This is a genomic window from Roseibium sp. RKSG952, from assembly GCF_009711355.1.
Map to the genome: position 1 here is coordinate 136,903 of NZ_SMMF01000958.1, position 25,665 is coordinate 162,567.

General features: G+C 54.5%; 19 protein-coding genes. 10 read left to right on the top strand and 9 right to left on the bottom strand.

Going from position 1 to position 25,665, the window contains the following annotated elements; translation table 11 throughout:
- The first annotated feature begins 156 nt into the window (after positions 1-156).
- The 3 genes from dnaE to E1297_RS39730 all read left to right on the top strand — a co-directional run bounded on the left by dnaE (position 157) and on the right by E1297_RS39730 (position 4,340).
- Positions 157-3,657, top strand: coding sequence for a DNA polymerase III subunit alpha (gene dnaE / locus E1297_RS39720; protein ID WP_155148080.1), 3,501 nt, complete (start codon positions 157-159; stop codon positions 3,655-3,657).
- A gap of 90 nt (positions 3,658-3,747) precedes the next feature.
- Positions 3,748-3,966: a hypothetical protein gene (locus E1297_RS39725; RefSeq protein WP_155148081.1), complete on the top strand. Its 219-nt coding sequence runs from the start codon at positions 3,748-3,750 to the stop codon at positions 3,964-3,966.
- 26 nt (positions 3,967-3,992) lie between these two features.
- Positions 3,993-4,340 (top strand): hypothetical protein, encoded by a 348-nt coding sequence (locus E1297_RS39730; protein WP_209016279.1) that lies wholly within the window; start codon positions 3,993-3,995, stop codon positions 4,338-4,340.
- Between the two features lie 4 nt (positions 4,341-4,344).
- Here the strand turns inward: E1297_RS39730 and E1297_RS39735 are convergent, their stop codons facing one another.
- Positions 4,345-4,539: a SlyX family protein gene (locus E1297_RS39735; protein WP_155148085.1), complete on the bottom strand. Its 195-nt coding sequence runs from the start codon at positions 4,537-4,539 to the stop codon at positions 4,345-4,347.
- 148 nt (positions 4,540-4,687) lie between these two features.
- Here E1297_RS39735 and hisS point away from each other — a divergent pair, with 148 nt between their 5' ends.
- From hisS to hisG, 3 genes are read left to right on the top strand one after another with little or no spacing between them, the layout of a single operon-like run.
- Entirely contained in the window at positions 4,688-6,175 is a 1,488-nt protein-coding gene (gene hisS / locus E1297_RS39740; protein WP_155148087.1) for a histidine--tRNA ligase, read from the top strand.
- Positions 6,176-6,178: 3 nt separating this feature from the next.
- On the top strand, positions 6,179-7,267 hold the full coding sequence (locus E1297_RS39745) for an ATP phosphoribosyltransferase regulatory subunit (protein ID WP_155148089.1): 1,089 nt from the start codon (positions 6,179-6,181) through the stop codon (positions 7,265-7,267).
- Positions 7,264-7,953, top strand: coding sequence for an ATP phosphoribosyltransferase (hisG, locus tag E1297_RS39750; RefSeq protein WP_155148091.1), 690 nt, complete (start codon positions 7,264-7,266; stop codon positions 7,951-7,953). Before E1297_RS39745 ends, hisG begins: the two co-directional genes overlap by 4 nt.
- Positions 7,954-7,955: 2 nt before the next feature.
- On the opposite strand, the gene E1297_RS39755 is transcribed toward hisG, so the two are convergent.
- Entirely contained in the window at positions 7,956-8,387 is a 432-nt protein-coding gene (locus E1297_RS39755) for a DUF1489 domain-containing protein (RefSeq protein ID WP_170335446.1), read from the bottom strand.
- Positions 8,388-8,516: 129 nt separating this feature from the next.
- On the opposite strand from E1297_RS39755, the gene E1297_RS39760 reads away from it, so the two are divergent.
- Positions 8,517-10,799 carry an adenosylcobalamin-dependent ribonucleoside-diphosphate reductase gene (locus tag E1297_RS39760; protein WP_155148093.1) on the top strand — a complete coding sequence of 761 codons (2,283 nt, stop codon included), beginning with the start codon at positions 8,517-8,519 and terminating at the stop codon, positions 10,797-10,799.
- Positions 10,800-11,670: 871 nt separating this feature from the next.
- Positions 11,671-14,415, top strand: a complete 2,745-nt coding sequence (locus E1297_RS39765) for an AsmA-like C-terminal region-containing protein (RefSeq protein WP_155148095.1) — start codon at positions 11,671-11,673, stop codon at positions 14,413-14,415.
- An 11-nt stretch (positions 14,416-14,426) separates the two neighbouring features.
- On the opposite strand, the gene E1297_RS39770 is transcribed toward E1297_RS39765, so the two are convergent.
- The 3 genes from E1297_RS39770 to E1297_RS39780 form a co-directional block, all read right to left on the bottom strand.
- Positions 14,427-14,927 (bottom strand): hypothetical protein, encoded by a 501-nt coding sequence (locus E1297_RS39770; RefSeq protein ID WP_155148097.1) that lies wholly within the window; start codon positions 14,925-14,927, stop codon positions 14,427-14,429.
- A 124-nt stretch (positions 14,928-15,051) separates the two neighbouring features.
- A complete protein-coding gene (locus E1297_RS39775; protein ID WP_196223519.1) occupies positions 15,052-15,381 on the bottom strand; it encodes a hypothetical protein in 330 nt (109 codons plus the stop codon).
- A gap of 29 nt (positions 15,382-15,410) precedes the next feature.
- A complete protein-coding gene (locus E1297_RS39780) occupies positions 15,411-17,909 on the bottom strand; it encodes an arylsulfatase (RefSeq protein WP_155148099.1) in 2,499 nt (832 codons plus the stop codon).
- Positions 17,910-18,553: 644 nt separating this feature from the next.
- Between E1297_RS39780 and E1297_RS39785 the strand changes: the two genes are divergently transcribed.
- Complete coding sequence (locus tag E1297_RS39785; RefSeq protein ID WP_155148101.1) at positions 18,554-19,294, top strand: ABC transporter ATP-binding protein; 741 nt, start codon at positions 18,554-18,556, stop codon at positions 19,292-19,294.
- 4 nt (positions 19,295-19,298) lie between these two features.
- Positions 19,299-20,933, top strand: a complete 1,635-nt coding sequence (locus tag E1297_RS39790) for a putative ABC exporter domain-containing protein (RefSeq protein WP_155148104.1) — start codon at positions 19,299-19,301, stop codon at positions 20,931-20,933.
- 865 nt (positions 20,934-21,798) lie between these two features.
- Here E1297_RS39790 and E1297_RS39795 read toward each other — a convergent pair.
- The 4 genes from E1297_RS39795 to E1297_RS39810 all read right to left on the bottom strand — a co-directional run bounded on the left by E1297_RS39795 (position 21,799) and on the right by E1297_RS39810 (position 25,612).
- Positions 21,799-23,082: a serine hydrolase gene (locus tag E1297_RS39795; RefSeq protein ID WP_196223520.1), complete on the bottom strand. Its 1,284-nt coding sequence runs from the start codon at positions 23,080-23,082 to the stop codon at positions 21,799-21,801.
- A gap of 306 nt (positions 23,083-23,388) precedes the next feature.
- Positions 23,389-23,883, bottom strand: a complete 495-nt coding sequence (locus tag E1297_RS39800; protein ID WP_155148109.1) for an SRPBCC domain-containing protein — start codon at positions 23,881-23,883, stop codon at positions 23,389-23,391.
- Positions 23,883-24,752 carry an alpha/beta hydrolase gene (locus E1297_RS39805; protein ID WP_155148111.1) on the bottom strand — a complete coding sequence of 290 codons (870 nt, stop codon included), beginning with the start codon at positions 24,750-24,752 and terminating at the stop codon, positions 23,883-23,885. Before E1297_RS39805 ends, E1297_RS39800 begins: the two co-directional genes overlap by 1 nt.
- A gap of 20 nt (positions 24,753-24,772) precedes the next feature.
- Positions 24,773-25,612, bottom strand: a complete 840-nt coding sequence (locus tag E1297_RS39810; protein ID WP_155148113.1) for an SDR family oxidoreductase — start codon at positions 25,610-25,612, stop codon at positions 24,773-24,775.
- Positions 25,613-25,665 lie beyond the last annotated feature (53 nt).

The window sequence follows — 25,665 nt, forward strand, 5'->3', positions numbered from 1 at the left end:
GCACATGATTGAAACTAAAGCGCTTTTTGCCTTTGGTTGCTGCTGAACTCCGAAGCACCTTCTGGAAAACCCGAATAATCAACGCTGATTTTTAAGGCATTCCAAAGCGACGGTTCCTGCTTTTGCCCCGTGTCCGACTGAGTTAGCGTGGCGGTTATGAGCAGTACTCCTCGATTCATTCACCTCCGCGTTCACACAGAATATTCCCTCTTGGAAGGCGCCGTGCGGCTGAAAAAGCTGCCCGGCTTGTGTGAAAAGATGGACATGCCCGCCGTCGCGGTAACTGACACCAACAGTATGTTCTCGGCGCTGGAGTTTTCGGTGACGGCAAGCGGGGCCGGAGTGCAACCGATCATGGGCTGTCAGGTCGATCTGACCTATGTGCAGGCGCAACCGGGGGAAAAGCCCAAAGCGCCAGCGCCGCTGGTCCTGCTTGCGCAGTCCGAGATTGGATATGAGAACCTGATGAAGCTCAGCTCTTGCCTTTATGTGGATAAGGGCGGGCAGTTGCCGCAGGTGACACTTGATGAGCTTTCAGAACGATCGGATGGCCTGATCTGTCTCACCGGTGGGCCGGATGGTCCGGTTGGCATGCTGTTGCAGCAGGGTCAGCGCCCGGCGGCTGAGGCTTTGGTGGATCGTCTGGCGGCGATGTTCCCTGATCGTTTGTACATAGAACTACAGCGACATCCCGGTGAGGACGGTCAGCCCGAAGCGGAAAGACTGACCGAGCGTGGCCATGTCGAGATGGCCTATGCCAAGAACCTTCCGTTGGTTGCCACCAATGACGTCTATTTTCCGACCACCGATATGTATGAGGCGCATGATGCGCTGATCTGCATCTCCGAGGGCGCTTATGTCGATCAGCAGGAAGGACGCCGTCGCCTGACTGCGCAGCACTATTTCAAGTCGCAGCAAGAAATGGTGACCCTGTTCGCCGACCTGCCCGAAGCGATTGAGAACACGGTCGAGATCGCCAAACGCTGCGCCTTCATGGCTTATCGCCGTGATCCGATCCTTCCGAAATTCGCAGATGATGAGGTGGCCGAGCTGCGGCGTATCGCCAACGAAGGCCTGCAGAAACGTCTGGCCGTTATTCCGCATGCGGTGACGCCCCAAGAGTATCAGGAACGGCTGGATTTCGAGCTCGACATCATCGAAGGCATGGGGTTCCCGGGTTACTTCCTGATCGTTGCGGACTTTATCCAATGGGCCAAGGACGAGGATATCCCGGTCGGGCCGGGGCGCGGTTCGGGTGCGGGCTCGCTGGTGGCCTATGCGCTGACGATCACCGACCTTGATCCGCTGCGGTATTCGTTGCTGTTCGAACGCTTCCTGAACCCGGAACGTGTCTCGATGCCGGACTTCGACATCGACTTCTGCATGGACCGCCGGGAAGAAGTGATCCGCTATGTTCAACAGAAATACGGGCGCGACAAGGTAGGGCAGATCATCACCTTTGGTGCGTTGCTGTCAAAGGCCGCCGTGCGCGATATCGGGCGGGTTTTGCAGATGCCGTACGGGCAGGTCGACCGCCTGTCCAAGATGATCCCGGTCGAGGGAGTTAAACCTGTCTCCATCGAAAAGGCGTTGAAGGACGAACCACGCCTGCGTGAAGAGGCCCGGAACGAAGAGGTCGTGGACCGGCTGCTGACCTACGGCCAGCAGGTCGAAGGCTTGCTGCGGAACGCCTCGACCCACGCGGCGGGTGTGGTGATCGGGGACCGACCGCTTGATGCACTGGTGCCGCTGTATCAGGACCCGCGGTCGGATATGCCTGCGACCCAGTTCAATATGAAGTGGGTCGAACAAGCCGGGCTGGTGAAGTTCGACTTTCTGGGCCTGAAGACGCTGACCGTGATCCAGAACGCGATGGATCTGATCTTCAAATCTGATCGCCCGTTGCATATCGCCGCTGATGGTACTGAACTTTATGAACCCGCCGAAGGGGCAGAGAACCAGATCAACGCCATCCCACTGGATGATGAGGCGACGTATAAACTCTATTCGGCGGCCAAGACAGTAGCTGTGTTCCAGGTGGAATCCTCGGGTATGATGGATGCGCTCAAGCGCATGAAGCCTACCTGTATCGAGGATATCGTGGCCCTCGTGGCGCTGTACCGTCCGGGCCCGATGGAAAACATCCCGACCTATTGCGAGGTCAAGAACGGGCTGCGGAAAATTGAATCCGTCCACCCGCTGATCGACTACATCCTTGAGGAAACCCAAGGCATCATCGTTTACCAGGAACAGGTGATGCAGATCGCGCAGGTCATGGCAGGCTATAGCCTCGGCGGCGCTGACCTTCTGCGCCGTGCGATGGGTAAAAAGATCAAAGAGGCGATGGATGCCGAGCGCCCGAAATTCGAAAAGGGTGCGGGTGAAAACGGTGTGGATGCCAAGAAGGCGTCTGAGGTCTTCGACCTACTCGAGAAGTTTGCCAACTACGGCTTTAACAAATCCCACGCAGCGGCTTACGCGGTCGTCAGCTATCAAACCGGCTGGCTGAAGGCGAACCATCCGGTCGAGTTCATGGCCGGTGTCATGAACTGCGATATTCACCTGACCGATAAGCTGGCTGTTTATTTCGAAGAAGTCCGCAAAGGGCTGGAATTGCCCTATGTGCCGCCCTGCGTGAATCGCTCTCTTGCAACATTCGATGTGGTCGATGGGCGTCTGGTCTACGCGCTGGGTGCTCTCAAGAACGTGGGTGTCGAGGCAATGAACCTTGTCGTCGAAGGGCGCGGTGACAAGCCCTTTGTGAACCTGTTCGACTTCGCTCGTCGGGTTGACTTGAAGAAAGTCGGGAAACGCCCGCTGGAGATGTTGGCGCGGGCAGGGGCCTTTGACGAGCTTGATAAAAACCGTCGCCGCGTATTCGAAAGCCTTGATCCGCTCGTCCAATACTCGGCAGCAATCCATGATCAGAAGAACTCGAACCAGGTATCCTTGTTCGGTGAAGCTGGCGATGACCTGCCTGAACCACGGCTGTCTCCATCACCAGATTGGCTGCCTGCTGAACGTCTGAGCGAAGAATTCAAAGCTATCGGCTTTTATCTCTCGGGCCACCCGCTGGACGACTATATGCCAGCGCTTAAGCGCAAGCAGGTTCTGACGCTGGACGAGGTGATGGAAAAGGCACGCTCGGGCCCATTGATCGCCAAGATGGCCGGGGTTGTGGCCGGAAGGCAGGAGCGTAAATCCGCACGCGGTAACCGGTTTGCTTTTGCTCAGCTTTCAGATCCCACCGGGGCCTATGAGGTCACCTTGTTTTCGGAGACGCTGGAGAAAAGCCGCGAGTTTCTGGAAACTGGCGCGCAGGTGGTGCTGACCGCCGAAGCGACGATGGAAGCTGATCAGCTGAAACTATTGGGTCGGTCAGTAGGGCCAGTGGACTCGGTTGTGGCCGAAGCGGGTGCCACCGGATTGCGTATCTTTGTTGACGAGGCTGGCGTCCTGCCCACGGTTGCCAAGGTTTTGGAAGATGCAGCCAATGCCGCCAAAGGGACTTCAAAGGGGCCGATTCAGCTTTGCCTGCTTGACCCGGGTCTGCCCGGAGATGTCGAGATGGATCTGGGGCAGAACTTTCCCATCAACCCGCAAATCAAAGGTGCCATCAAATCCCTGGACGGCGTTATGTCGGTCGAGGAAATCTGAACAGTCATTGGTTTGTTGCCAGAGGGTTAGCGCACGGTTAGGCTGAACGTATAAGTAATTCATTGGGTCACGTCATAGGAGGACACCCAGATGACGATTGCTGGTACTGGATTCAGATTTTTCACTATCGCTGCGGCAACCTCGCTGATTTTGGCATCTGCGACCGCAGGATATGCGGACAACAAAAAGAAAAAGAATACAATTGAAGGCGCCCTGATTGGCGCAGGTGTTGGGGCGCTGGTCGGCGATGGCAAAGGTGCAGCGATCGGCGGTGTCGCTGGGGCCATTATCGGACATAACTGGAAGTGATTGCGATGCGGTTAAGTAAACTCAGAATGTCCGCTTACGCCGTGATCTTTGCGGGTCCCAGTGTGGCGATGGCCGATGATGCAGCAGATCAGATGGTGCAGGATGCATTGCCCCTGATGCACTATACGTGCGCCTCGATTGCTGAAGAGGCGGATGGTGACGAAGAATTTGTGGTGGCGGTTGTTCAGAAGATGACGGCTTTGTCGCTCTACAATCGTCAGGTCAATATCGAAGATCATGCGACCACGGATGAAGAAAAAGCACAGCTGCGTGAAGCATTCATAGCCGCTCTGTCGGATGGATGCGCCGCGGACAAGAACGCCCTATTGGGTGGAGTGGTCGACAACGCGGTGAAAACGACGCTGGGGTTTTGAACCCTCAGTAGTGAGGCGGGCGTTCGTCTCCGATGACAACGCCACCTGACCCTTCCTGTGCCCGTTCAGCCTCGCGCTGCAGCAGCATTTCGACGCGACGGGTCAGGCGATCGATTTCGTCTTGTTGGCGGGTGACGACCGTGTTCAGCTCTTCGACCGTGCGGGTCAGATGGGCGATCTGTTCTTCCAGATGCTGCATTCGGGGCTCCTGTATCTGGGCCGGTCATAGCGGCCCTGCAATCTCATGACCAGAGAAACCATGCCCTGCGACAGAGGCTTGGCTTGCCCCGATCAGGGCCATGGGATAGACCGCGCGCGGAACATAAACCTCCCAAGGACGCCCCAAAATGGCCAAGCCCAAGAAACAGCCCCGCCCCAAGGCAATCACGCCGAAAGGGTTCCGCGACTATTTCGGCTCGGAAGTCTCGCAGCGAACTGAGATGCTGCGGACCATTGCTGGCGTCTATCATCGATACGGTTTTGATGCGCTGGAAAGCAGCGCTGTGGAAACCGTCGAAGCGCTGGGCAAGTTCCTGCCAGACGTGGATCGCCCGAATGAAGGGGTCTTTGCATGGCAGGAAATTGACGAAAACGACAAGGGCGATTGGATGGCCCTGCGTTATGACCTGACCGCACCACTGGCGCGGGTCTATGCGCAGCACCGCAACGATCTGCCGACGCCTTATCGCCGCTATGCGATGGGGCCGGTCTGGCGCAACGAAAAGCCCGGGCCAGGTCGCTACCGTCAGTTCTATCAGTGCGATGCGGATACGGTGGGTACGGCTTCGATGGCCGCGGACGCCGAGATTTGCGCAATGCTATCTGATACGTTGGAGACCGTCGGCATTCCACGCGGCGATTATCTGGTGCGCGTCAATAACCGCAAAGTTCTGAACGGTGTGCTTGAGGCGATGGGCCTTGGAGATGACCTTGCCGCTCGTGACAATGTCCTGCGCACCATCGACAAGTTCGACAAGGTGGGTGAGCAGGGTGTGCGTGAGTTGCTGACCAAAGGCCGTTTGGACGCATCGGGTGCGTTTATTGATGGAGTTGGTCTCAGCGACGATCAGGCAGAGCCGGTGATTGCTTTCTTGACCTCGAAGGCGGCGGATACCGCCGGAACTCTGGCCAATCTGCGTGCCGCTGTGGGTAATAGCAAGATCGGCGTGGACGGAATTGCCGAGTTGGAGCAAATCGGCGCACTGCTTGATGCAGGTGGGTACGGATCGGAACGGATCGAGATCGATCCTTCGGTTGTGCGCGGTTTGGGCTACTATACTGGCCCGGTCTACGAAGCCGAATTGACCTTTGAGATTTTCGACGAGAAAGGCCGCAAGCGGCAGTTCGGATCAGTCTCCGGCGGTGGACGTTATGACGATCTAGTCAAGCGGTTCACCGGACAGGAAGTTCCCGCGACGGGTATTTCGATCGGCGTCGACCGTCTGCTGGCCGCCCTGCGTGAGAAGGGTAGGATCGCCGCGCAAGCGACCGGTCCGGTGGTCGTTACCGTAATGGATCGCGATCGAATGGCGGATTATCAGGCGATGGTGGCCGAGCTGCGTAACGCGGGTATCCGGGCCGAGGTCTACTTGGGTAACCCCAAGAATTTTGGCAATCAGCTGAAATATGCGGACAAGCGGAACTCTCCGATTGCGGTGATCGAAGGCGGTGATGAAAAGGCCAATGGCATCGTGCAAATCAAGGATCTGATCCTGGGCGCGAAGATTGCCGAAAGCGCCACGCTGGAGGAATGGAAAGAACGCCCCAGCCAGTTTGAAGTGTCGCGTGGTGATCTAGTCACCAAAGTGCGTGAAATTCTGGACAGTCAGGACTGATCCATGGCCAACCGTTCTCAGATTCAGGCCCGCGCCGCGATGATGCGCGTCCGGTTCGAGGCCGCTGGCGCGCAGGTTGTCGATACGCCTTTGCTGCAACCGGCGGAAACGCTGCTTGATCTCTACGGCGAGGATATCCGTGCCCGGGCGTATGTGACCTCAGACGCTCTGCGGGGCGAACAGATGCTGCGTCCCGACTTTACGCTGCCTGTTGTGCAGATGCACATGACAGAAGGGGCCGAGCCGGCACGATATACCTATTCCGGTGAAGTGTTTCGCCGTCAGGAGCATGATCCGGACCGGGCCAACGAGTACATTCAGGTCGGGTATGAGGTCTTTGACCGCGATGATCCCGCAGGGGCAGACGCCGAGGTCTTTTCTCTCTTTGCTCTGCAATTGCGCGGCTTGCCTTTGCGTGCAGCTACCGGGGACATCGGTATTCTGATCGCTGCGGTACGGGGCCTGCGCACGACTGACCGTCGCAAGTCCGCTCTGATGCGGCACTTGTGGCGACCCCGCCGGTTCCGCATTCTGCTGGATCGGTTTGCTGGACGTAAGCCTGAACCGGAATTGCGCAGCGAATTGCTGTCGGCGGCTAATCCAATGGCTTTCGAGGCCCCGATGATCGGAAAGCGACGTGCATCAGAGATCGAGGCACGCATTGAAGCGTTGCGCGAAGATCGGGACACGCCACCCATTTCCGACAACGAACTTGCGGGTCTTGAGTCGCTGTTAACCGTGCGCGAGACAATGCCTTTTGCGCTTGAACAATTGCGCGATGTGGCCGTCGATCTTCCCCAGATAACACCGGCTCTGGACCGGTTGGAGACGCGGATCGCTTCGCTGCAGGCGCGCGGTGTCGATGTAGAAAAGTTGGATTTCGAGGCTGCCTATGGGCGTACGTCGATGGAGTACTATGATGGGTTTGTCTTTGGCTTCTACGCCGAGGGTCGACCTGATCTGCCTCCTATCGCCACAGGTGGACGATATGACGCCCTGACCCGGCAACTGGGTAACGGCGCGGAAATACCTGCGGTTGGTGGTGTGCTGAGACCGGACCTGATGCTCGAGATCGAGGAGGCGGCGCAATGAGCCTGAAACTGGGTGTGCCCTCGAAGGGCCGGTTGATGGAAAAAACCTTCTCATGGTTTGAAAAACGCGGGATTATTCTGTCCCGCAGCGGGTCTGACCGCGAGTATGCCGGCAAAGTTGAAGGGATAGACGGCGTCTCGCTGATCCTGCTTTCCGCTGGTGAAATCCCGCGCGAGCTAGCGGCGGGGCGCATCCACATGGGTGTAACGGGTACTGACCTTGTGCATGAGAAATTGCCCCGATGGGAGCAGCAAGTCGAAGAAGTATCCCTTTTGGGCTTCGGTCAGGCTGACCTGATCATTGCCACCCCAGCCTGTTGGGTGGATGTCGATACGCTGGACGATCTGGATGGCGCTGCGGCTGCATTTCGCAGAACCCACGGGCACCGGCTGCGCATTGCAACAAAGTACCACAGGCTGGTGCGGGAGTTTCTGACCGATGCGGGGGTGGCCGACTACACATTGGTGGATAGTCAGGGCGCAACGGAAGGTACGGTGGTCAATGAAACCGCCGAGGCTATCGCTGACATCACCTCAACCGGCGAAACGTTGCGGGCCAATCACCTGAAGATCCTGTCTGATGGTTTGATCCTGAAGTCGCAGGCGACCCTGTGGCGCAGCCGAGAAGCCAGCTATAGACCGGCTGATAAAGCGGTACTGTCTGAGTTGATGGATCGGCTGAGCTGATCTTAAAGGACGCCGATCTCGGCCAGCGCCCGGTTTAGATCTTCGGGCAGAGCATCATCCTGCGACTTGCCTTTGGGCAGGTCTGCGGGGGTATCTTCGGGCTTTAGATAACGCCAACCCTGAAACGGTCGTTTCTGCGCGTTTTGGGTGCGATGCACCTCGGGTTCCAACACGATAGCGCAACGGCGAATGCCATCGTCGCCGATAACCTCATCCAGCCTCAGGATACGCTGGCGGCATTGCACGACGCCTTTGATCACCCAATAGATCGACCCGCCCTTCAGAATTTCTGCCTCGCGCTTGGGCCACATACGGGTGACATGGCGGGGCAAGCCGTCCTCGAACCGCTGGCGGTAGGTATCCTGCCACGCGATCAGGGTGTCGACGCTTTCCGATCCGACCGATAGTTTTATGAGGTTAACGTACTTATCCACAGCTTTCCCACAGAGTCGTCCCTAGGCCCACCTTTATATTGTAGCTCATGCGCGATTGTCATCAAGCTGTTGTGGTCGGGCGTTGAAATGGTCTAATCTGGGTGCCTCTTTCAAGACAGGGAATCACCAATGAGCCGCTTTGCCGCCCCCATCGCCGAGCAGATCTGGGACATGAAATACCGCTTTAAACAGGCGGATGGCACACCCATTGACCAGACGGTCGAGGATTCGTGGCGTCGCATCGCGCGCGATCTGGCTCAGGTCGAAAATGACCCCGCACATTGGGAGCAGAAGTTTTTCGAGGCTCTGGAAGATTTCAAATATCTTCCTGCAGGGCGCATTACCGCCGGAGCGGGGACCGCGCGGCGCGTTACCCTGTTCAACTGCTTCGTGATGGGGACAGTTCCGGACAGTATGGGCGGCATCTTCGACATGTTGAAAGAGGCGGCACTGACGATGCAGCAGGGCGGCGGAATCGGTTACGATTTCTCAACCATTCGTCCGCGTGGCGCGGATGTGCATGGCGTGGCCGCTGATGCCTCGGGGCCGCTGTCGTTCATGGATGTCTGGGACGCCATGTGCCGCACGATCATGTCGGCTGGTTCGCGCAGAGGTGCGATGATGGCGACCATGCGCTGCGACCACCCGGATATCGAACATTTCATTACCGCCAAATCCGACCCTGCACGCTTGCGTATGTTTAACATGTCGGTGCTGGTTACCGATGCTTTCATGGAGGCAGTCAAGGCTGACGGCCCATGGGAGCTGGTTTTCGGCGACAAGGTCTATCACACCGTTCAGGCACGTGATCTTTGGAACAAGATCATGCAGGCAACCTACGATTATGCTGAGCCGGGTGTAATCTTCATTGATCGCATCAATCAGGCCAACAACCTGAGCTATGTCGAGACAATCGCGGCAACAAACCCCTGCGGTGAGCAACCTTTGCCGCCCTATGGTGCCTGCCTGTTGGGTTCGGTCAATCTGGCACGTCTGGTTGCGGATCCGTTCGAAAAAGACGCCCATCTTGATGAGGCGGCTATGCAAGAGTTGGTCGCAACCGCCGTTCGGATGATGGACAACGTGGTCGATGCATCGAAGTTCCCGTTGCCGGAGCAAGCAGCCGAGGCTCAGGCCAAGCGCCGGATCGGTCTGGGTGTCACCGGGCTGGCGGATGCGTTGCTGATGCTGGGCCTGCGCTATGGCTCGGACGAAGCGGCGCAACAGACCGAGCGCTGGCTGCACGCAATCGCCCGCGCCGCTTATCTGGCGTCGGTTGATTTGGCCAAGGAAAAGGGCGCCTTCCCCCTGTTTGACGCTGAGAAGTATCTGGACAGCGGCACGATGCTGCAGATGGATGACGACGTGCGCGATGCGATCCGCAAGCATGGCATTCGCAACGCCTTGCTAACATCAATCGCGCCAACCGGGACGATCTCACTCTATGCCGGGAACGTGTCGTCTGGGATCGAACCGGTCTTTGCCTATGCCTATACCCGCAAGGTTCTGCAGAAAGATGGTTCACGTACCGAAGAAGAGGTTGTGGATTACGCGGTACAGATGTGGCGCGACAAGTTTGGGAATGTTGAACTGCCGGACTACTTCGTCAACGCGCAAACGCTGTCTCCGTCTGATCACGTCAAGATGCAGGCCGCTGCACAGAAATGGATCGACAGTTCGATCTCCAAGACCATCAACTGCCCCGAAGATATCAGCTTTGACGCGTTCAAAGACGTTTACATGCAAGCATGGGATCTGGGCTGCAAGGGTTGCACCACCTATCGACCAAATGATGTGACGGGTTCTGTCCTGACGGTTTCTGAAAGTTCGGACAAAGTGCCCGGCGAGAGCGCGGATGCGCCTCATGAAGTTGATGGTGGCGATGTCATCTACATGTCCGAGCCACTGGATCGACCACAATCGCTTGAGGGGTCGACATATAAGCTGAAATGGCCCGACAGCGAGCACGCGATCTATCTGACCATCAACGACATCGTGATAGGCGGGCGTCGCAGACCATTCGAGGTTTTCATCAACTCGAAGAACATGGAGCACTATGCCTGGACGCTGGCCCTGACGCGGATGATCTCGGCTGTGTTCCGTCGTGGTGGTGATGTGTCATTTGTGGTTGAGGAACTGAAAGCGGTGTTTGACCCGCGTGGTGGTGCCTGGGTTCAGGGCAAGTACATCCCATCAATTCTGGCCGCAATTGGTGGCGTGATCGAACAGCACATGGTCGCCATCGGCTTTCTCGAAGGAGAGGGGATGGGGCTGAAATCTGATCCGCAGGCGCAGGTGGTCAACATGGATGCTCCGCGTGGCAAAGCATGCCCATCCTGCGGACAATACGACATGGTCATGATTGAAGGGTGCATGACTTGCCGAAGCTGTGGTCACTCCAAGTGCGGCTGACCATCAGCCTGATTTGAATGTTGTGTTGTGGCGTTTCATGCGACATGACCTAAACGTTTCAATAGGTCATTTTGGCTGTTGATATGAGTAAACGGCCTCGGGTTTCTTCCGGGGTCGTTTGCAAATCTAACAAGGAAAGACAAGTGAGATGGCGCGGCGCTGAAGAAATTATCAGGCTTTGATAAGAGAGGCGGCTAGCGGTCATCGGCCCCGCCAACGCCGAAGGTCTGCATTGCGGACTAAGACAGACCTTCGCTGCTCCTGTAACTTGCTGGGCAGGGCATGGGATAGCGGCCACACAGCTGCCGTTCGCTGCGGTTGCGATCCAGGCATAAGCTAATGGCAGCTTTGTGCAGAACGCGGACTTTGCAAAGTTTCGAGGACGGCCCTTTTCAAGTTTATGAAGTCGACTTTGATGCGGCACTGCGGCGATTCAAAGCTGCCGTTCGTTGCATTCGCAAATACTAGTGCCGGAGTATTCTGCCTCCAAGGCACTATGGACTATAAGTCTTCTCCATCTGTCAGGACGACTGAACGCCAGCAACGAAATAAAAAGTCCTCGCGGCACGATCGGAAACAACGTCCCGAAAGAGCTGATGAAATTGCCAAACGCATCCAGCCCGTCTGTGTGATCAAAGAGCGGAAAATCTAGTCGCGAGCGGGGACACTTCTGGTAGCACAGCACAAACCCATGGACTTTCGTTGTGAACGCGGGGACCTCGAGGGAAAGGCTAAATCTCAGAAAATAGGATGCAATCCTACCTGCGCAACCAACGCGACGTAGCAATCACTATATCCTTAGTTGCCAGAAAGATTGGAGATTTCCGATTTGCAGTTAAACTAAACAATGAACGCGACGACAGGGGAAAGCATGAGAACTTGGCTGTTTAGAATAATTGGACTTGTTGCACTGCTCGCTTTCGCAACAATCGCTTTTGTTTGGTTGCTACTTGCTGCGCCGCTATTCTCAGATTTGCGACGCAACCTCGTTGAACAGGTTCTTTCGGAACAAATTGGGCAGCCGCTTTTGGTCAACGACGATGTGAGCGTCGCACTTGGTCGCATTACCCACATCTATGTTGGTGGCGTTGTAATCCCCAGCGAGACACTGCCAGATACACCTCTTGCAGAATTAAAGCTCCTTGAACTGGAACTGGACGTTGCTGCCTTGGCCAACGGACGTCTGCACTTTGACAACCTTTTGGTGGACGGTCTCCAGGCAAACTTTCTTACAGCCTCTGATGGAACAACAAGCTGGCGAAAACGCCGATCAAAGCCAACGCCTCAAACCAACGGGTCGCTGGCAGAGGATAATCTGGATGCTGAGGCCGAAATCGAGACGTCCGAAGATGCTGGCAAAGAAAGCAGCGGGATTCTTACCTTTCTCAGCGACAAGAACGTCAGCTTCACATCCATCGGGTTGAACGTTGACGACCAGGTTTCAGGCTTTTCGTTTGTGTTTGATCTTCAGTCGCTCGCCCTCGAACAAGTAGATGATGGACAAAGGACAAAGGTCTCGGGGACAGGCTCCGTCAACGGTCAGGGTTTCGAAATCGAGGGCGACTATCCCCATAACGCGCCGTTTACGACACGGGCCAGTTTTGGAGAAATGACTGTCCGCTACGATGGCGAGCCGTTCGCGGAAGACGAAGGTGGCGGTTACCGGGCTGTTCTGGAGATGGACACTGGTGAATTCGGTGATTTTCTTGATGTCATGGGGTTGGAACGAGTTCTGGAAGGTAATGGCCAGTTGCAAGCTGAACTTGTGTCTCAGGACGCCCTAACAATCGAAACATTTACAACAACCGTAAGCCTTGAAGATGGACAAAAACTTGAAGCTGAAGGTTCGATTGATGATCTTTATACAGCTCAGGGTGTCGATCTGCTTTTCAATGCGCGACTTCACCCTGAGGGACAACCGCCACAAGCGGCAAAGAGTATTCAAGAGCTCAAGTTTACGGGCTTTGAAATGCATATGGTCGGATCCCTCGCCTCTTTCGAATTCGAGAAACTACTGTTCGAAACCAACGCCTTTGACCAAGGGCTGGACGTAATCGGTCCAGCCTCTATCGAGAGCATTCGCCGCATGCCGGATGGCCGCCTCGCGATGTTGGGCATTACCTTGCAAGCTGGCCCAATCGAGGAGCCGGTTCTGAAAGCCGAAGGCGAAATACTCGACCTACTTCAGCTTCAGGACGCGAGCTTCGATGGCATGCTGAATGGGCCTGCCAAATTGATTTTGCCCGATCTCGACGAAGGTTTTGTCGACCAGTTTGGCGGCATTAAGGCGGACTTTAGCATATCCAATGCGGGAGGCCCGGTGTCACTAAATCGGTTCAACGCGACCAGCTATGAAACCGATCTTTGGGCGCTCGACCTTGCGTTGTCGGTCAATGAGCTCAAAGGGCTGGCCGGGCTTGATTTCGACGTGAACCTGGATGTGGGCGATGGTGCTCAATTTCTGACCGCGCTCAACCTGCAACCTGTCGAAATTGGCGCACTCGGCATTGATGCTAAAACCTCCAAGCAGGGCGAGGACTTTAATGCTGCAATCGAATTCGAAGCTGGCTCTTCGCAGCTTCTAGCGGCTTTGGATGCTAAATTTCCGGATGGCGCTTCTGTTGTTCGCGGCAACGTTACCAGCGAGAGGCTCGATCTCAACGACCTGAAGAACCTGACTGCCGTGCTGGACCAATTGAAAAGCCTAGTAGGGGAGACACCAAAAGAACCTGAAGCCGAAGTTCAGCCATTGGTTTTGCCGAAGGAGCCAGACGTCCAGCCCTTGGTGTTGCCAAAGGAAAAAGGGAAGCCTGCCGATCTTCTTGATGTGCAACGCGTGCTGCGAGAAGCTGACGTCGAGGTGCAGATCGAATTCAAAGAGATTGTAGGCCAGCAAGGCGTAACATCTGTTTCAAGCCAATTGTCTGCGAAGGAAGGAACCGTGGATGTCGGACCTCTTCAGATGGCTTATGGCGGCGGAACCTTCAGCCTGCGGGCGGTCATGGATCTGATTGACTCACCTGATTGGCTTTCATTGTCGGGGTCGACCTCAGGGTGGGAATTCGGTGAGATCCTTGATGAGTTAGGGATTGGAATTGATGCCTACGGGCGTTTGAGTGGTGAATTCAACGTTTCGGGAAGTACCGCTTCTGGCAGGGCCTTCATCAACTCCATGCGTGGCAATGCGTCTTTGTCGATGTCTCAAGGCTACATCAGCACCAGTTTGCTGGAGTTGGCGGGGCTTGGTATTTTCCCTTGGCTGTTCTCTGAAGAGCTGCGGCAAGGTTACACTGACATCACTTGCGTCGTGGCCCCTGTTAACATTGAAGCCGGGCGGGTAAGCACAAACTCTATCGTCATTGAGACGGCTTCGGTTCAGTTGGTGGCCCGCGGACAGGTAGATTGGGTGAACGATACTTTAGCGATACGAGCAGAGCCACGACGTGTCGGCAAACCTCTATCCCGAAGTGCTTGGCCATTTGATGTGACTGGTCAGCTTTCATCACCGAAGTTCAAGCTGGATGTGGGCGGGTCTAGGAACAAGGCTCCGGAGAGCGCTGGTGCAATGCCAGTAAACAGGCAACCTTGCGTGCCAGACATCAACCAATTGCAGTAGTCGGTCGCGTTCTAGTTTTTGAGCGGTTCTGGCTGTTCGGCCTGGCACTCCAGAACGGCCTCAATGGCTTTTGCGGATCCGCTTAAATCGAGTTCGACTTCGGTTCCGCTTTCGCCAATGATCGTGACGCTTTGGCGTTTTCCAAACTCGGTTACAAACGCCGGATTGTCGAAAAAGGCGTAGCCACCGGGAACGCCATTCTTGTAGACACCTACGGCCTCACCTTCGAACTGCGCATCACCAAAATCAAATCTTACTATGCCTGTCGCACCATCTTCGACTTGAACCCAGGCCGGATTGTAGGCTGCAAAAAAGCCTCCAGCCTGGTTTGGTGCAGCGCCAATTTCTACTGTCATGTCGTCTTCAAAGGCTCTCCACGCAAGACAACCGTTGCCTTTTTCTGGATCGATGAGAATTGCCCAGTCGCCGGACTCACCCCACTGTTCCATCCCGGCTGCATGAACAAACCCAGGCAAAAGTACTACAGTTGCGGAAAGTACCCACTTGATCATCCGAAGCCTCGCTGAGTTCTGAAGATTTCTTCTTTGATTCTAACCATTGCCCAGTGTCAATCAATCCAATCCGACGACGGCGGTATCGCGTTTTTGAAGTTTCATAGATGAATCTGACGAGTTGTTAGTCAGATATGTGAGCAAGCTCACTATCCCAATCAGCTGAAGATATTTTGGGTTCCCGCGGATCAGCGATGTAAGACGGAGTCATTATTTGAGTTTCGTTTTCATTCAAAACATCGACGATGCTCTCACGAAGATCCGACAAGATTTTTGGCAAGCTCGATCCACGAGAAGTGTACGCGTTGATTTCATAGTTGATCGCGTAATCTTCCAACTGGGCCCAAAGCAAAAATGGCTCTGGGCGGACGCTTGCGAAAAAATCTTGATCAACCGCACTGCGGACGAAACAGACAATTAAAACATCCCATTTTCCACTGCCCGAATCCAGCAAGTGGGCTACCTTTCAACCCCTTGAGCCAACTAGTCGCTTGCTCTTTGCATCGCGTCTTCGAGCTTTTGAATGTCCGCTTGGCTAAGCTGGGGCCGGTCGATTTTTATCGTTAGCTTTTCCAGCTTTGCGCTCAATGGGAACGGAGGCTGGTAATCGTCGTCGTTCACGCCTGTCAAAGTATCAGAACCTATATCAAACGCCTCGTCCCATTGAAGGGTGGTGGGGATGGTGTTCTTCATCTTTTGAGTTGCTACGACTTCGCCATCAACTTTCAGCGTCCCGGTGCCACCCTGACCCAGACCAGTAGTACTTCCGTATGCGAGGGTTCCGGCTCCGAGGCCGTCATATTTGAAGTCAAACTCCAGAGTGTGCTTTCCGGGTGCCAAGGCCTCTTTGCCTTCCCACTTAATCCGGTCGAGATTCAACATATTCCAGAGGAAGACTGGCTTGCCATCAAGCAGGTAAAAGCCGTAACCGGCAAAGCGGCCGCCTGATGTCAAAATCATGCCTTCAGCACCACCCTCGGGCACATCTATCTCTGCTGTAATGGTGTACGAGCTGTTGAGTATACTTGGGGAATCTCCCTGAGGAACCCCAATCATTGGCCGGACATAAACGAACTCGTTTCGTCCCGCGGCGATGCTTGGTCGCGGCAATGAAATTCTGGACGTGACCGAGGCATCCATCGGGAAGACCTGATACTTATTGGCTTCTTCTATAAATATAGCCTTCAGTTCTTCGATCTTTTCTGGGTGTTGCGCCGCTAGGTCATTTCTTTGATTCATATCCGTGGTTAGATCGTAAAGCTCGAGCACTTGATTGTTCAAAGGGTCAGGGTTTGGCGTCTTTGGCGTTTCCCATGGCATCCGGTTTACTTTGGTGCTTAGTAACCAACCTTCGTGATACAAAGCCCATTGTCCCATCATCTCGAAGTACTGAGTTCGGTGACGGCTCGGCGCATCCTTGTTTTTCTCATCGAAAGTATAGGCAAAGCTGGTGCCTTCAATTGGAGATTGAACAATCCCGTCGACTTCCAACGGCGCATCAATTCCAGTGACTTCGAGGATAGTGGGCACGACGTCGATTACATGCATGAACTGATCTCGCTGACCGCCTTTGTCTGCGATTCCGTCAGGCCATGACACCACCATGTTCTGTCGGATGCCGCCAAGCCTGTTTGCATTCTGTTTGAAGTAGTCGAACGGAGTATCAAAAGCCCAGGACCATCCTGCCGACATGTGGTTGTAAGTCTCTTCGGTGCCCCAGACGTCGTACCACTGCAACTGCGTTTTTGCGGGCATCTCTGCGATACCGTTGAACCAAGCCACCTCGTTCGGTGTCCCCATCGGTCCGCCCTCAGCCGAGGTGCCATTGTCACCGTTGATGTAGAAGATCAGTGTGTTGTCACGTTTTCCAAGGTCTTCTATTGCGTCGATAACGCGACCTATCTCATGGTCGGTATAGGCTGCATAGGCGGCGAAAACCTCTACCTGTCGAACGAAGAGTTTTTTCTCGTCGTCCGTCAATTGATCCCATGGCTTGATTTTGTCTGCAGGCCAAGGCGACAGCGTTGCATCTTGCGGGACAAGCCCCAACTTTTTCTGGTTCTCGAAAATTGTCTGCCTAAGTGCTTCGTACCCGCCATCAAACAGGTTCATCGCCTCGATTTTCTCAACCCACTCTTTGGTCGGGTGGTGAGGCGCATGCGTTGCACCGGGCACATATTTGACAAAGAAAGGCTTACTTGGCTCGATTTGGTGCAACCGTGAAATGTGGTCAATCGCATCGTCGGCCATTCCGGTGATCAAGTTCCATTCAGGATCACCATCAAACGGGTAAATCGGGGTGGTGTTTCGATACAAGTTCGGCTGCCATTGGTTCGCGTCGCCACCAACAAACCCATAAAAGTACTCGAAACCTAAGCCAGTCGGCCATTTGTCAAATGGGCCAGCCTGGCTGGCTGCAAAGGCTGGGGTGTTATGATTTTTTCCAAACCATGAAGTGGCGTAGCCATTGTCTGATAGTATCCTCCCGATAGTGGCTTTGTTGTCTGGAATAATACTGTTGTAGCCGGGATACCCGGTCGAAGATTCCGAAATCACTCCGAACCCGACCGAATGATGATTGCGGCCTGTCATCAAGGCTGCCCTGGTCGGAGAACAAAGTGCGGTCGAATAGATGTTCGTAAAACTCAAACCCTCTTTTGCCAATTCATCCATCGTATCGGTCGGGATGACGCCGCCGAAAGTACTAGGAATACCATACCCAGCATCGTCCAACATGATGAGGAGGATATTTGGCGCGTTCTCAGGCGGCACTACACGTGGCGGCCACCAAGGGATGGAATTGGCCGTTTGCTCCTCAATTTTTCCGCCAAAAACCGGAGGTTGAGGAGGCAATTGCCTGCCATCAATTGTGGTGGTTCCATCTGGAGAGCCCACTTGCGATTGGGATAGCGCCAATTCGGTAGATGATACGAATGAGACCAAGACTGCTACAGTCAGCTTCAATCTATTGGTTGCAGGCATTTCTAACTCTCCCTCCACATCGACACATGGGATCGCGGTAAACCTTATTTTCATCGGTTTCGTGTTTTAGCGCCGCGCCAGACCAATTCCCAAAGTGACATTCATATTCAAGAATATTCTATGTGTAGCATTAGATTTCCCTGGCAAGGAAATTTTTGTGTGTGTGTCTGCATTGGGCTCGAGGCTGACCTTAGATGCGGTGCAGCACGTTCGCTGTAGGGGTCGCTGTGCGATGCAAGTACGGTCCAATGCGGACCTTCGCCACATGGTCTCTATGCTGCGGCGCGGCCTGCTAAACCGGACCTTCGCTGCATCTGTAACATCGGGGTACTTGCGAACTCCCAAAACGCAGGACTTCGCGGGTATTCAGGTGTGACAACTAACTGTCAGCTTTGGATGGTCAGTAGTCAGAATTCACCACTTCTTTTGGTAGAAAATCGATGCAACCTTTAGCGCATCTCAGTGCGCTAACTACTTATTTCCACTGTTTCACTCAGCTATGGGTATAGTAAATGACTTGAAAAACAGTTTTGGACTTAGAATTGACATGAATTAGTCCAAAATTTCGATGACTTGAGTGGTGTTGGAGCCCATGTCAGCCCGCCAAGCTGGCTGCAAACCAGAGAATCTCGAGCAACGAGCACATGATCAGAGTCACGAACTTCAGCAAACAATACAAAGGCTTCACGGCCGTGAAGAACCTTAGCTTTTCGGTTGAACCCGGCCAAATCCTCGGGCTGGTTGGTTCGAATGGTGCGGGCAAGACGACGACCCTACGTGCCTTGTGCGGGATTGTCCCTCCGACCTCGGGGCACCTCTTGGTTGCGGGCCATGACATTGTGCGAGATCCAATCAAAGCCAAACAAAACATCGGCTATATTCCTGATGATCCGCGGCTTTTCGACACCATGACGGTCTGGGAACATCTGGCCTTTACTGCGGCGGCTTACCAACTTGTAGAATTTGAGGAAACCGCCGAAGCACTTCTTGCGTCCTTCGAGCTTACCCACAAGCGCGACACGCTCGTCCATAACTTGTCTCGCGGTATGCGCCAGAAGGTGGCGATCGCCTGTGCCTTTTTGCACGATCCCAAGGTGATCTTGTTCGATGAGCCCCTGACGGGGCTCGATCCGCAGGGGATCCGGGGCATCCAGCAGGCGATCCGAGAACGTGCGCGTTCCGGTGCCGCCATCATCATCAGCTCGCATCTTTTAAGTCTGTTCGAGAACTTGTGCACGCATATTATGGTGCTGAACCTTGGTGAGTGCCGTAGGTTTGGCACGATGAGCGACGTGTTGAGCGAGGTCGGCGAGACCGACAGTAACTCGGCCCTAGAAGAGGCGTATTTCAGCATCACCCAAGACAAAGAAATGGCTGAAGTTTAGAAATATGGATTCCGCGCTTTTTCGTCTTCTTTTGATGCGCCTGCGTGGCGGCATCCGCCTGCGTCTGATCCAATTGACAACATTGCGCGGCCTGCTCTTTTCTGTTGCTTTTTGCGGGATCGTTTGGCTGTTGCTGGTTGCAAACGGCTCATCTATGGAAACGGGGTTCCTGGCAGACGCTGCCTTGGATCGGCAAGCTTTAAACACGCAGATCAGCACTTACATGCCGATCGGAATGCTTGCGATGTCCCTGCTGACAGTCGCGCTGTCTGTCGGTCCTACGTTTCATTTTTCACCGGCAGAGATCAATTTTCTTTTCACCGGGCCGTTCCGTCGGCGCGACCTGATCATCTACAAATTCGGCGCCTACGTTGCCGGTGCCACATTAAGCTGTGCGCTCATCACCATCTTTGCACAGGCGCAAACGGGGTCCGCCCTGACTGCGTTTATCGCCTCGCTCCTGACGCTCGTCTTCGTTCAGTTGAACAGCGCCGTCATCGGCATGGCTGGGCAAGCACTGGAAGGCAGCAGGTTTGCGCGGCTTCGATGGCCCGCAATTGCGCTGCTTTCCGCCGCTGCGACCGCCACCGTGGTCTACGCTTGGACAACGCCCGAGCGCAGCCTATTCGACCTGCTGTTCGAATTTCGCCACTCGTGGATCGGCACCATTATCCTGTCACCCTACATCGTGTTTGCCGAACTCTTCGTAGCGCCTTCGCCTTTTCCGCATCTGTTCTTTTGGGCCTCAATCGCGGTCCTCATCAACGCTGCACTGTTGCATCTTGCAATCAAACTCGACGCGCGCACGACCGATCGTGCCTTAAAGGAAAACGCCCGACAGAGCGACCGATGGGAGCGCATAAAGCAAGGAGGATCATTCTGGGCCACTGAACGGACCGAAATACCATCGATCCGTCGTGCGCCAATTATAAGTGGTTTGGGGCCGATTATCTGGCGTCAAGCGCTCAACGTTGCCCGCAGTTCATTCAGGGTTGTTGCTGTGTTTGTTGGTATGGCAGCCTGCGTCGGGCCAGTCCTTTCCGCGGCCGGTATATCGGTCACGGACTCGCGGGCCGTGTTGTTTTTCTACATCTTTTTTGTGTTCATCCTGCCTCGAACACTGGTTTGCGACTTTCGCGGCGACCTGAGCCGGATGGAAGTCTACAAGACCTTGCCCATTCCACCATGGCGCATCTGCGCAGGTCAGCTCGTGACTCAGGTAGTTCTGGCCTGTGTCGTTGCTGTGACAATGATCCTCAGCATCGTCGTTTTTCAAGATGGACTCGGCATACCCGACGCACTGGTTCTTGCGGCTTTTGTATTCCCGTTGACCATGCTTCTCTATACCGTTGAGAACACGATACATCTCTTGTTTCCGACAAAACTCCTCCCGATGGGACGAGCAGACTTCGAATTTCTTGGTCGTTCACTTGTCGAGTTCATTGCGAAGTCGATTGCCATCTTTGCGGCTGTGGCGGCATCGGCTGCCGTCGGGCTATTCACATTCACAACGATAAGACCCTCTTGGGTTATATTGGGGTTGGCCAGCTGGATCACATTGACCTTGTTCGGGCTTTTGGCGTTGGTCGCGATGCAATATGCGTTTCGTCGGTTCGCAGTGGCAGAAAACGTCGACTAAAGCGAAGAGTGGTGACCGCCGGCCGAGGCCTTCAACCTACTTGAGGCCCCAGCCGTCGGAATGGCGGGTTAGGGCCTATTATCTGTAAACATGGTGCGGACTCATTGAAACTAGCCCTGTCAAGAATTGCAGTTCACCTAAGTTCCGTTCCTGGCACACCATCGAATAGGCGTATCTAAAACCGCACTGCCGATGATCAAAGGTATGGGCCGACAACGAGGACCAACGTGAGTGGTAGTACTGGAAATACCTGCTAGCAGCGTAAGCGGACCAATATAGGTTAAGCACCCTGAAAAGGAGTTGGCACATTCACTATTCGGAAACCCTAAGTCGCCTTATCTTTTTGGCGCAGGATTTCAGGTTTGTGTCCCCGCATAAATATCAAGCACGCGAGAACAAAATTGTTGTCGCGCGTAAAAATACTTGAATTGTTGCATTTTAAGTTCAAGTATTCGAATGCGTGGCAAGTCTGTATTACCTCTGTTGCTCGCGCATTTGCCAGACCTGTCTGGTTAACCTCCTGGAGATGACGTGAGTGGCGTCGCCAGGAGGTTACTTTTTCGTCGAGACAATCTTCCACAGGAACGCCTAATGAAGCTAGCAAGGTTGAAATGCCCCCCTTGTGAGCGAAGTTCATTTAGTCCGTTTGCCTGCTATTTGTTACCTGGTTCTGAACGTTCGGAATGAGCGGTTTGCAACTTGCCGCACTCGCGAAAGACTGAAGCGTGATCAAAGGCGGCTTTGGGCTCGTTGCAGACATTCGAAGTCAGAAAAAAAAGTCGACTTATGTCTGCCCTGAGCACGGAGCAGACGTTCGAAGTGCCTTTTTCTGTGCCTTCAAAAGGGGAATGGCTAGGTTTCCCGACTACTCCTCGAATGAGCGTGAGATCGCGTTCATTGCAGCCCACCCCAACGCGATATTCTCCTTGTCTGCACTCACTGGAAGCGATGAGAATTTAACGATTACTGTCCGGGTTGTGGGGTTAATCCAAATGTGCTGACCGTTGACCCCGACGGCGAAGAACGAACCGTGGTCGTCCTTGGTCACATACCACTGATTTCGGTAGAAGCCGTCGGGCCAAGTCTTAGAGTAGATTGTCGGCTGCCAAGCCGCGTTGTCCCCGTTAAAGCGGATATCATCGATCCACCCAGACGGTATGATCTGTCGATCATTGAAGAAACCATCGTTCAGGACCATTTGCGAGAACCTGGCAAGGTCGCGCAAAGTCAGAACGAATCCACCGTTTGCGGCGGCGGCGCCCTTGTAGTCGACCGTGATTTGGCCATCGTGGTCGGCTCCGAGCTGCGACCAGATCGCGGTGCTCATGTAGTCCGCAAACCGCTGTCCCGAAGCTCTTTCGATTAACCAGCCAAGAACGTCAGTGTTGATCGATGCATATTGAAACTGCTGACCGTGCGGTCGCGACGTGTCTTTTTCAATGGTAGTGGCAAAGGCATAGACCCCTTCCTCGGCCATGGGTGCATTTTCGCCGCGCCAAGCTGTTGAGGCCTCGTGTGCGACAACTTCTGCTTCAGGGTCGGCGTAGTCCTCGCTGAAGACTATAGAGGTTGTCATATCAAGAACTTGCCGAACCGTCGCATCACCAAAACCTGGCGCGCCATCCATCTCCGGGATATAGTCCGTGACCATCGCTGTCGGGTTCAGTCGTCCGTCATTCACGAGTATCCCAGCCAGAGTGCCTGTAACGGACTTTGACACGGACATCAGAAGGTGCCTCGTGTCTGGAGTCATTCCATTGAAGTACTTTTCAAAGACGATATCGCCGTTGTGCAGAACGATGAAGCCATCGGTATACGTCCGGACCAGCATGTCCGCGACTGTCATCGGTTGACCGCCCAAGTCGTCAAACTGAAGCCCTGAGAGGTCTTGCGGCGCGAGATTGAGAGGCGCGGTCGGTCCTGAACCACGGCTGATATTTGCAACGTGCAGGAACTCGCTGATATGCTGAAACGCCCAACGATTGTCCGGGCCCTTGTCCCAAGCAGAAATATCGATGGTACGTGTTGGAGGATTCCCTTGCATGATCCCCATCTCGGCCGCGGTCATCGGCCGTCCTTCGACAATGTTGTCTTGCGCAAACGCCGCACTGGCAAATGCTAAGGCGCAGAAATAGCATAGTGTTTTCATCGTTCCCTCCCCCATTTCTTCGAATTTATAACGAGAACCCAAAACCACCAAATTGTGCGGATGTGGCGGTCTGCTTTGTCCGCAGTCCTTCCATCGGCAAAGCGATCGGGAACGTCCGGTTTGCACGGTTCAGAACTTTCTGCACGGGCGAAGCCTCAAAGTGCGGTGAAGGTCTGGTAAGGGCTCTGACCGCCAGTCGGTACGAGCCGCAGAGAAAGGTGGGAGAGAGCCCAAGTTGACCGATGCTGCGCAGTGCACGAACTGTGCATGTGTTCCATAAAGCCGCCATTGTCCCGAGAGCGGCATTCATTCTTCAATAGCAGTTTCGGCCCGAGCCTTCAGCGCATCGTTAACCTTCGAGTAAGCTGGTTCGATCCAGCTGGAGTCCCAAAACCACAGCCCGATTCCTCGGTCGACCTCGTATTGGGTAACTTTCGTGCCGCCTGAGACCGGCTCCAACTGCCATCGGTGATCAAAGGTCAGGATACCGGGAACGCCACCTTTTTGACGAAGCTGTCTTTCGGGGGCCAACGTTACGACTGTCGAGGTCATCTCAAGGGATTTGTTAGAAGGGTCCAGAACTTTGTTTCGAAGCTTCGCACCCTCGGCGTAAACACCAGTCACTTCGACGAAAATCGGATTCCAATCAGGGTACTTGTCCGTAGCCATCAAAACGCGCCACACTTCATCGGCCGAGGCGGCAATCACAATTTCAGCACGAAAGGTTTTCTGGGTGAGAAGGCCCGCGACGACCACCAATCCAAGCGCGGGCAATCCCCATTTCATCAAGGTCCAGAGCATCACACAAACTTGTCAAACCAGCCCATCACGTCGTCGGGGTGAGCCCCAATATAGTCATAAGCCGCAAAACGGCTTTTCTCGAGGTCGAGCAGTTTCAGCTCCTTTTCGACGCCGAGCGCTTGGAAGTAATCTTCGACCATGCCCATCTTCGTCCATGGGTCATTGCTGTTCTGAACAACCAATGTTGGCACCGAGATTTTGGGGGCATCGTCAATGAAATTGGGTGCGCCCATGTCGAAGCCAAGCCGCTTTTCACTGACTTTTTCGCCTGCTCGCGTCATGAACCCGGGCATACCAAGGGCCTCCACAAAACAGGTGTAAAGCAAGGGCTGTACCGCAACGATGGCCTTGATATTCGGACGGGTCGCCAAACCGTTGTCGCGACCATAGGCATAGGTCGTTGAGGCTGCGCCCATACAGATGCTCAGAAGCCCTATCGAAGCATCGGGGAACCGAGCAGTTACAAAGTCCACAGCAGCGATGACGTCCTTTGCCTCCTCCGGACCCCAACTGACCCATGGGATCGGACCAAGATCGCTTTCGCCATGACCGCGCATGTCATACATCAGCACCGAATACCCCTGACCCACCAGGTATTTTGCCTGACGCAGAAATTGGATGTCCTGCTTCCAAGGCGTGATTGGTCCGTGCCCCTTGGGAGTCCAGCCACCGCGATTGCATTGTACGCCGAAATGGGTTTGCACGATCACTTTGTCGCTTCCGCCGTTTATCAACCACCCGCGCAACGTAACGCCATCCTCGGTTTTGAATTCGACGTTTTCGTACTCCAGCCCGTGATCTTCGGGGTTGTCGAACAAAGGTGATTGGCCCGGCTTGACCATCATGTTCGATATCATCGTTCCAAACATCGGCTTCTCCTATTTGTTGATCAGGCTGCGGGAACCAGCATGGCGGACAGCTGGTCGATAAAACCTTGTCGGTTTGCCTGGCCCGCCATTTCCGTCAGCATTTCTGCATCGGAACCGCTGGGGTTATGGATCGGGCGATCCTCGGTTACGCAAGCAAACACGTGATCTGCCACCTCTTGAGGATCGGCAAGTGCGCCCCCCTTGTTGGCCATCTGCGCGCCTACGGCACTAATTTGCGCTCGTAGTTTGTGAGAGAAGGCCACCAGTTGCGCATCTCCGCTGTTCAGGCGTTTGTCTACCGCTGCATCAAATCCGGTCGTCGGATAAGCGCCGGGTGCGACGTTGAATATCCTGACTCCAAGGGGCGCGTATTCCTGCGCCATGGCTTCGGTCAAACCGACCAGAGCATGCTTGCTGGAGGAATAGACCGAATTGCCGGGCAAACCGAGATGGCCAGCCATCGAGGTCACATTGACGATGACGCCACTTCCAGCCGCCCGCATGTCCGGCAGTGCCTCTCGCATGACATTCATCGGGCCAAAGACGTTTGTTTCATACATTGCGTGGATGTCGTCTGGACTGAACTGTTCGAACAAGCCGCTACCGCCGTAGCCTGCATTGTTGATGACAACATCTACCTGACCGAATACCTCACGGGCTTTGGTGAAGGCCCTTTGAATGCTGTCTGAATCGGTTACGTCTAACTGGGCTAGAAGCAGACGATCATTTGACTTCAGTTCAGTTTCCATTTCCGGGCTGCGCATGGTGGCGACCACGTTCCAACCTGCATCAAGGAATGTGCGAGCAATTAATCTGCCAAAGCCACTTGAGCAGCCGGTGATCAGAACGGTTCTAGGCATTGCAGTCTCCAAGCTTTACAAGTTTATCATTGTTGTCGAATTGTATTTTACAT